Annotated in this window: 5 protein-coding genes; all 5 read right to left on the bottom strand. The window is 47.3% G+C overall.

Going from position 1 to position 9,226, the window contains the following annotated elements:
- Window positions 1-76: 76 nt before the first annotated feature.
- Window positions 77-1,249: an ATP-binding protein gene (locus ACYVGR_RS37455; RefSeq protein WP_460966016.1), complete on the bottom strand. Its 1,173-nt coding sequence runs from the start codon at window positions 1,247-1,249 to the stop codon at window positions 77-79.
- Between the two features lie 171 nt (window positions 1,250-1,420).
- Window positions 1,421-4,855, bottom strand: a complete 3,435-nt coding sequence (locus tag ACYVGR_RS37450; RefSeq protein ID WP_460966015.1) for a ThuA domain-containing protein — start codon at window positions 4,853-4,855, stop codon at window positions 1,421-1,423.
- 155 nt (window positions 4,856-5,010) lie between these two features.
- Window positions 5,011-5,790 (bottom strand): META domain-containing protein, encoded by a 780-nt coding sequence (locus ACYVGR_RS37445; protein WP_460966013.1) that lies wholly within the window; start codon window positions 5,788-5,790, stop codon window positions 5,011-5,013.
- A gap of 66 nt (window positions 5,791-5,856) precedes the next feature.
- Window positions 5,857-7,428: a DUF1501 domain-containing protein gene (locus ACYVGR_RS37440; protein ID WP_460966011.1), complete on the bottom strand. Its 1,572-nt coding sequence runs from the start codon at window positions 7,426-7,428 to the stop codon at window positions 5,857-5,859.
- A gap of 104 nt (window positions 7,429-7,532) precedes the next feature.
- A complete protein-coding gene (locus tag ACYVGR_RS37435) occupies window positions 7,533-9,083 on the bottom strand; it encodes a DUF1800 domain-containing protein (RefSeq protein ID WP_460966009.1) in 1,551 nt (516 codons plus the stop codon).
- Between the last annotated feature and the right edge of the window lie 143 nt (window positions 9,084-9,226).

Here is a 9,226-nt window from a genome sequence, read left to right as displayed (position 1 = left end):
TGCATTCTCGGTCATTTTCCTGCGAAAAATCAATCGAAAACGGAAAGTTTAAACAGCTTCATTGACAAAAGGCTGTCTATTGACTGGATAAGAGGTTGATTTTCATGAATTCCCGCCAGTTCAATACAGTTATACCAATGCTTCTTTTTTGCATTTGATTACCCGCATATAAGACAAAGGATTCTTTTTGATCACTTAAATGATTCCAATAGATTATATTTTTGAAGAACTCAGTATTGATTGTCTGGCCAGATTTTAACTCGATGGGTATTAGTTTTTCGGCTTCGTCAATAATAACATCTATTTCATGTCCTGTTTTATCACGCCAATAAAACAGGTTAATAGGTAACCCGGCATTGGTACGTTGTTTTACTAACTCGGAGATAATCATGCCTTCAAAAATAGCTCCTCGTAATGGATGGCTTTGGAGGTGCTCAAGCTTTGTGATACGTAGTAAGGAACAGACTAAGGCTGTATCGTAAAAATAGATTTTGGGTCGCTTGACAATTGTTTTGTTGAAATTTTTGAAATGAGGTTTTAGTAGATGTATGATAAAGCTACTCTCTAGAATACCTAGCCAGGATTGAATAGTTTTCACATCTACGCCTGTTTCTACGGCCAATGCACTCATATTTAATTCTTGCCCGTTACGACCCGCCAGAAGAGACATAAAGCGTTCGAAAACAAGGAGATCTGTGATGTTTTTAATCTGTCTGATATCTTTCTCTATATAGGTCCTGATGTAGTTAATACTCCAGTCGATTATTGGGATGTGCTGGTCGTACACAGGCGGATAAAAGCCGGTTAGCATCAATTCATCATCCGTAACGGGTAATAAGTTAGCATTTGTAAGTTCGGCTATGGAAAAAGGCAGCAAAAAAAGGTGAGCAACTCGGCCAGCCAAGGTTTGCGAGATTGACTGTTGAAGCAGGAAATTATTAGAACCCGTTAGGATAAATTGTCCTTTTTGATTCGAGTTATCAATTATTTCCTGCAAATAAGAAAATAGGTCAGGTGTTCGCTGTACTTCGTCCAGAATAGCTCCATATGGATAAGAAGCCAGAAAGCCTCTTGGGTCCTGTAACGCAAATTGGCGCAAGTCTGGGTTTTCTAAGGATACATAAGGCTTGTCCTTAAATAGTTTTTTTGCCAAGGTCGTTTTTCCGGACTGGCGAGGACCTGTAAGGGCAACAGCTTTAAAGGTAGCTGCTAATTGTATTAATTTTTCTTCTGCGATCCGGTTAATCATATACTAATCTAGCGAAAAACTGGAAAAATTTGGAATCTGATTCCAAATTTTTCCAGTTTTTCGCTAGATCAAAAATTACCTATTGTACTTTCAATGTCTTATTCAATGGATGATAAAAAACGCCCAGACCAACATTGGTCTGGGCGTTTTTGGTATTAAACCTAAGACAGTCTACATACCCTGTGTATCGAACTGTACTTTATCGACAGCAAACAGTGGTTTTGGCCCAGCATTAGGGTTGACAAAAACAAGATATAGCTTATGTACGCCCTGAACCGGCTGACGGAAGGGTAGATTGACAGGCCCTGTAGCACCCTGTTTTACATCGGCTTCGCCAAGCAATGTACCCGTTGGAGAATCAAGCCTGGCTTCGAGTTTGCCGCCTGCAACCTGATCGTTTGAGGCAAATACTGATGGTGTAAGTGCCTGAATACCCGTCAAGTCAATGTCCTTAAAGATCAGGTAACTGCCTGATTTTGTCCCGATAGCGGCAGGGCCTAATTTCGGAATATCATACTCGAAGATATCCTGTTTTCCATCGGCCGAAACAGCTTTTACCGACGGCGAACGCAACGCCAGCGAGGTTGAACCTGTCAGGGGACCAATAACCCCATTACCCCGGTCGGTATAGCTGGCGGTCAGAATATAGGAACCATCTTTTTTCTGTTGTACAGGTACGTAATCGCCCGCAATCGGTTTGCGGTTGGCCGGTTTATCATTGGCCAACGACAGAATGTAACGAACCATGTCGGTAACCTCACTTTCTTTCAACTGTGGGTGAGCACTCATGGCTTGTTCGCCCCAGACTCCGCCACCACCTGAAATGATCTTCCGAACCAGTTTGCTCTCAATGCCAGCAGTGCCTTTGTATTTCTTGGCTACGTCGATATAAGCAGGTCCGATTGATTTCTGATCGATAGCATGACAGGCTTTGCAGTCGCTCAATTCCATTAACCGTTTGCCAGTCGAGTTACCCGTATTGGCCTGGTGCCCTTGGGCTAACATCGTTTTATCGAAGCCTTCGAGGTAATCAATGGTCATCGTTACATCGTCGGCGTTAATGCCTTTCTGAAGTGAACCATCTTCTTTGTCAACGACTTTTACGGCATATTTAACGGGTTTGTTCGGAAAATAGAACGTCTTGTTTCCAGCAACAGCGACTTCAACTTTAGGTTCATCGTTACCGACTTTGATCTCCATTGTTTTGGTCGCGGTATTTCCTGCGGCATCAGTTACTTTCAGGGTAGCCGGATAAGTACCGGGCTTGCTGAAAGTAACGGTTGGGTTGGCGGTTGTTTGTGAAGGTGCTCCTTTCCCGAACGACCATTCGTATTTCAGCGCATCGCCATCGTAGTCCATCGTGCCTTTCGAATCGAACTTCACAACCAGTGGGGCAGCTCCAACCGTTTTATTGGCATTGGCAACGGCAACCGGTTTACGATTACCCGCATTGTACGTGATGCGCGACAGACGGGCGTCGGCGTTGGCACCAAACCATTTCTGGCCGTATTCAATCGTGTAGAGCGAGCCATCATTGGCAAACTGCATGTCGATGATGTGCGAGAATTTCGTGCTTGGCATGAAGGTTTCCATCTTCACGAAATCCCCATTCTCTTTCATGGTAACTGGGTGAATCCAGTCGCGAATCCAATCGTAGGCAAAGAATTTACCATCGTAGTGACGAGGGAATTTCACAGACGTTTCTGGATAATCGTCATAGTAGTAAACCGGTCCACCCATCGCATTCCGACCACCTTTTCCAACAATTTCACCGAACTCAGGCGAGTCGGCATAGGGGTAGTAGATGTAGGCTTTCTGCGCTGGGGGCAATTCGGTTAACCCTGTGTTATTGGGCGAGTTGTTTATCGGCTTCATTGGGTCGAACAAGGGCCCTGTTGTACTATCGGCAAAGGTGCGCTGGTGGTAGGGGCGGTTATCGGCAACGAACAATGGCCAGCCGAAATAACCAGCTTTCCGGGCCTGATTCATTTCATCGTGACCACGGGGACCGTATTTGTCGCTGTTATTACCCGCATCAGGACCTACTTCACCCCAATACAAGAACCCCGTGCGCTGATCGACCGAAATCCGGTATGGGTTTCGGTTACCCATTACATAAATTTCGGGACGGGTTTTAGGCGTTCCTTTCGGAAAGAGATTGCCTTCTGGAATGGTATACGTGCCATCGGCTTCGGGATGAATCCGCATGATTTTTCCCCGCAAATCATTCGTGTTGCTGGATGTTAGGCGAGCGTCCCAGCCACTGCGGCCTGGACGCTCGTCAATTGGTGCATAGCCATCGGAGTTGAACGGGTTGGTGTCATCACCAGTAGATAAGTACAGATTTCCTTTCCGATCCCAGGCAATAGAGCCGCCCGTGTGGCAGCAACCATCACGCTTAACCGGAATCGTCAGCAGTACTTTCTCCGTATTCAACAATACCGTATCCCGAACGTCGTCGTATACAAAGCGCGACAGGTGTTGGGCGGTATCGGCAACAGTTTTCCCGGTCGAAGGGGAGTAATACACGTAAATCCACTTGTTCTGCTTGAAATTCGGGTCGATGTTCAGCCCCATCAGGCCATACTCAAACTTGGTGAAGACCGGGAAATTAGCGACTACTTTTACCTTTTTTTTTTGCGGATCGTAGACGGACAACTCGCCTTTGCGCTGAGCGTACAGCACTTTGCCGTTGTCTAATACTGCCAGCTCAGTAGGTTCATCCATTCCCTGAATCAATACCTGCTGATCAAAACGGTTTTCTTCGGGAAACGGCTGCGTTTTAGCCTGGCCAAATTTCAGGCTGGTTGCCATTACGGATTTGATACCGCCCAGAATGTGCTGTAAAAACAAGGGATCAGCATACGACTCATCTGTATGGCCACCACCCGTGTAAAACGCCTTGCCACCATCGAAATCGTGATGCCAGATAAATGGGTGATTGTCCCCATTCTTGCCACCTTCGTAGGTTTTTTCGTCCAGTTTGCCCAGTACTTTCAGATCGGGCTGGATGCTCTTGTAGCTATACCATTCGTCCCAGCGCTTCCAGACGTCGGGCAGCATTTTGGTTGATGGGTGGCTTTTGTCGATAATGTCGATTTCGGCGTTTTGCTGTTTGGGGTGATTTAAGAAATAAGCCCCTACTAATTGGTTGTACCATGGCCAGTCATATTCAGTATCGGCAGCTGCGTGAATACCCACAAAGCCACCACCTGCCTGAATGTAGCGCTCGAAAGCAGCCTGCTGGCCTTCGTCGAGAATGTTGCCGGTTGTACTTAGAAAGATGACGGCACTGTACCGTTTGAGGTTAGCCTCATTAATTTTCGTCGCATCTTCGGTTGTGTCGACGGCGAACCCGTTTTCTTTCCCGAGTTTCATAATGGCTAGTTTCCCGACAGGGATCGACGCGTGCCGGAAGCCTTTCGTTCGCGAAAAAACCAATACCCGATTCAGGGCTACGGGTGTTTCGGCCGAAGCCACAGCCGGTTTACTAGTCGTACGCTTGGCCGTTGTTTGGGCCCAGACCGAGTTCGACGGCGCAGAGACAGTAGTTGCTAACACGCCCGCTAACAATAGCGCCCGGGAGTGAAGCCGTAAGTTTTTCATAGGTTTGGGATTTTATTCAGATTGGTTTGTAAACAGCTAGAAGTCAATTTGTAGCTTAATTTTAGGATTCAATTGACTTTTATTGAGAAACAAAAGTAACGAAAAAGCGAACGCTACCGTGTAGTCGTTCGCTTAAAATAAAGGTTAAAATGACACTAATCTACTTTCTTGAAAACCATAACAATCTTGCCGGTACGGAGTAAGGTCAACTTGCCCTCTCCGACCCTGTAAGCCAGGGGTTCGTTTAACGCCTGTAGAAATTTAGGCTCAAACTGCCCCGCTTCGCCCATACAAGCCATTTTAGTGGTGATTAATGGTCCGAATACAATTCGTCGGGTATCGGCTCTGACTGTTCCGCTCAGTCGATTGCAGCCAGTTGTGCCCGTTACCCGGCCTTCGGTCAGTGAAATTTCTAATCGAGGAACTTCACCGCGTGGGCCACCAGCAGCAATTGTATTTCCCTGAAAACTAGTGAGCACCCAGATATCTTGTAGCAAAGCCAATTGCCGTAATGACGAACCACAACCTACATAGCTTTTGCCCCGATAATCAACTTCCACACGGTAATCGAAACGTTGTCCAGATAGCTTGTCGACGCAACTATCCGGTCTGAACAAAACGTTGATTCGGCCCGATTGAGCACTGTCTATCATGGCGCTAAAACGGAGGATACCTTCTGAGTCGGTTTGAATTTCGGGCGATTTGGTCGTAATACTGTCGCCATTCAATGCCTTGAATTTTAGAAATCCTTTCGAGGGATTAATGGTTAGCGTCCAGGCAGGATCACTTCCCATGGCAACGAGTTCGTCGCCTGCTTTCAGGTTTCGACTATAGTCTGTGGGCTGATTGACGGGTGTCATCATTGCCGCAAACTGGGTTGACGGACGGCGGCAGGCTGCCGTGAAAAGTAAAAGACCAAACAGGAACGTACGCATGATTTCTAGAGCGGGTAAATTCTGTTTGTAAGACTCCCTGTAGCGCGGAAAGTTTAAATCCGTTTATCAGCGAGCCACTACCACGCGTTTTGTTAGCATCCCCTGCGCTGTTTCAACACGGACTATATAATCGCCTGTTGGTAGATAGCTGACATTGAGTAGTAACGAAGTCGGTGTTGGACGTGAGCTGCTAATCGACATGTACCGGCCCTGCATGTTGGCTATCTGTACCGACTTGATACCTTGAACAAGCCAGTCTGATTCCAAAATCACTTCTGATGATGCTGGATTCGGATAAAGTCGTGCTTCTGAGGCACCAGGATCGACTCCTGTAACTACAGCCGGTGCACGAAAGACCGGAGCTACCGGGAAATCTCTAAATATGGCAGCCGTTTCGGTACTGGCGTCGGCACCAAACCAATCGGTCAGGATGGCTGCGTAAACTTGCCGGAAGTCGGTCTGCATTTTGAGGTTGTTATTGTCAAGGTCACTCAGATTTGGATTCTTTCCGATCATAAGTGACTTAATCGCTGTACCAAATACGAACATAGGCGCTGAGGTACCATGATCAGTGCCGTAGCTCCCATTCGAGATGGCTCGTCGGCCAAATTCCGAGAACGTCATACCAACCACGCGATCATCTACTTTCAACTGCGTTAGGTCGTTCTGGAAAGCCGCGACGGCATCGGAGAGGGTTCTGAGCAGATTGGCGTGTGTTCCTGTGGTGGTATCGTTGGCAACTACCTGAGCGGCATGGTTGTCGAACCCACCTAGTGTAACGTAATACACTTTCGTTTGCATGCCCCCACTAATGAGCCGGGCAATGATTTTAAGCTGATCGGCTAGCGCGTTTGACGTAGGATAAGTAGCCAGATTCTTCCCCTTACCAGCCGCTGTTTTAATCTGGCCAGCATAACTCACCGAACTGGCCTGCTGCTGGCGAATGTAGTCAAGTTGCTGGCCCGCGTAGCCCGTTAACGTTGTGGCTGGTGAATTGGGTTCGTCACCCACCAGCCGGGCAAAAAGGTCTGGGTCTTGAAGCACAATGGCCATCGAATCCGTTGGGCCGAGCAACGAAGTAGCCGTTACATAACCGATCTGGATCGCTGGCGGATCGGGCATGTCGGTGGTTGGATAGGCGTCGGGAAAGTTTGGGAAACGCTTATCGAGATAACGGCCAGCCCAGCCAGAAGTCGCAGTTTGATTCGAGTCGACGGCAGTCATCCAGATATCGCTGGCCCGGAAATGCGAGAAGTTGGGCGTTGGATAAGACACCCCCTGCACAATGCTCAATTTATCGTTGTTGAATAGCTGCTGCATACCTGTCATGGCCGGATGCAGGCCCGTTCCCGGATAGTTCTTTAACCGGAGTGCCTTCGCTTCGGGAATGGCAATATTTCCCCGAAAACTCGGCGACGTGTACACGCCCATCTGATCAAGCGGGATCACCATATTCAATCCATCATTTCCCCCAACGAGCTGAATGATGACCAGCACACGATCGCTTTGAGCAGCCAGGCTAATCAGCGATTGAATAAATGATGAAGGCCGGGCAAACGCTTTGGCTCCATAGCCATCAATCAGGACCGGAAGTATCAGCGACGAAGCCGCCTTTTGGAGAAAATTACGACGTTTCATGGAGTTAATTTTGAATGATTAAATGATAGAATAATTGAATGGAATGCTGGGCCGTGTGCACATCAGCTATTCTATCATTCAATCACTCTATCATTCAAAATTGATTATGCAACCTGATACTCAGCCATGCGGAAAATGTATTGCAGGAGCGTGGTCAGCTTCAACTGAACCGCCTGTTTCTTCGCCGTGTCGTTTGGCGTTTTGAGGTAGTCATTCCATTCACTCGTCCATTCGTAGCCTGGTAAGCCATTGAGCAAGACGGTGTTGGTCAGAAAATCTTTTTGTGCCTGATCGAGCGGGATTGCCAGCAACTGCCCAACAGCATCGCTTACTAAGGTGGCAGGATTCGTGGGATCGGAGAGAGTTTTGACGTAGGCTATTGGATCAATGACCGCTTTCCCATCGAACTTCAATAGGTTGGTTGTTAACGCATCGCCAAAAAAGCCGCGAAGTCCAAGGGTAGTCGAATTGATCCACTGCTGATAGTAGCCAGTTTGGTAGTAGGCCGTCCAGCCAAAAACCGTTGGTGGATTGAGTAACTCTTGCTGCTCTTCTTTCAGGCGAATGTATGTGTAACGTCCAATTTGATAATAGGCGGCTATATTCTGTATTGGATCAGGCGCCTGCAACCCCCAGAAACGGAACGTACCGATAACCAGCTCGGTGGGTGATTTAATAACGGCTCCCCGTAAGGCGCTGTCGAAAAAATGCTGACTCTGAAAAAGCGCCGATAGTACCGGTTTTAACTCAAAATTGTTTTTTCGGAACAGATCGGCGAGGGGTACGATAAAGTTTGTTTCGACATCAGTCGTAATATCGGAATTGACGAACCAGCGATAAATCCGTCGGCAGATATAACGGGGTGTTTCGGCATTCTTCAGAATCATATCCACTAAGTCGTTCAGCTCATCGATGCCCGCATTGGTCCCTGTCCGACCTTTTATAACCGTATTCTGATAGGTTGCCGAGAACGTTTTATCGGTTGTGTCATGCTTGGCAGGTCGGAACGAGCTGCTAATGCTTGCGCTAGTTGCGTCGCGATAACCCGTATCGGTCCAGCCTGTCAGCACTTTAGCCGCGGCCCGAACATCATCCTCCGTATAGCCGCCATTTCGCCCAATGGTGAAAAGCTCCTGAAGCTCGCGGGCGTAGTTTTCATTGGCGGTTCCTACCACGTTTTGATTCCCATTCAAAAAGCGTAACATGGCCGGGTCTTGCGTAATTGCAATGGTAAAGGCTTTGAAGTTACCAAGAGCGTGTTGTCGAAGTAGAGCATTGTACCGATACATATACCGATAGTCTCTGACAGTAGAATCATTGGTAACAAAATGATTTGACCAGAATAGGGTCATTTTTTCCAACACCGATACAGGCTGATTGAGCATCAGATTACTCCACCACATCTTCAGATAGGCTTCGTAAGTTGGCTGATTGTTCATATCAAATGGCTGATCAGTAAATGTTTTGCTTGTGTTTAGTTCGAGTGGAAGGGCAGGAGTGGGCTGATTGGCCAGCAGTTTCGTGACGACTTGTGCGGCTGTTTGTCCCGTAAGCGTCTTGATCTGATCGGGAGTAGGCCCGAATGTAGCTCGTCGAAGCAAGTGCGCGACTTGGTCGGCTGTCAGAGTTTTGGTATAGGCATCGAGTAGAGCCACGGACTAGGTAATTTTAATAAGTTGAAGAAGCTGTGTCAGTGTCAGATAATTAGTTAGACTCCAGAGTTTAGATTTTGGAGCGTAATTAATTGATTTTTAATTGAAAACTGCTTGTGTAAGATGAGTTGGCAGGCACGAAAAAA

The sequence above is a fragment of the Spirosoma litoris genome (assembly GCF_054776755.1).
Note: the sequence above shows the minus strand (reverse complement) of the source record. Positions and strands in the feature narration are given on the sequence as shown.

Excerpts from the sequence above, each read along its gene's own strand:
- ACYVGR_RS37455 (WP_460966016.1), bottom strand. The coding sequence starts at position 1,249 with ATGATTAACCGGATCGCAGAAGAAAAATTAATACAATTAGCAGCTACC.
- ACYVGR_RS37450 (WP_460966015.1), bottom strand. The coding sequence starts at position 4,855 with ATGAAAAACTTACGGCTTCACTCCCGGGCGCTATTGTTAGCGGGCGTG.
- ACYVGR_RS37445 (WP_460966013.1), bottom strand. The coding sequence starts at position 5,790 with ATGCGTACGTTCCTGTTTGGTCTTTTACTTTTCACGGCAGCCTGCCGC.
- ACYVGR_RS37440 (WP_460966011.1), bottom strand. The coding sequence starts at position 7,428 with ATGAAACGTCGTAATTTTCTCCAAAAGGCGGCTTCGTCGCTGATACTT.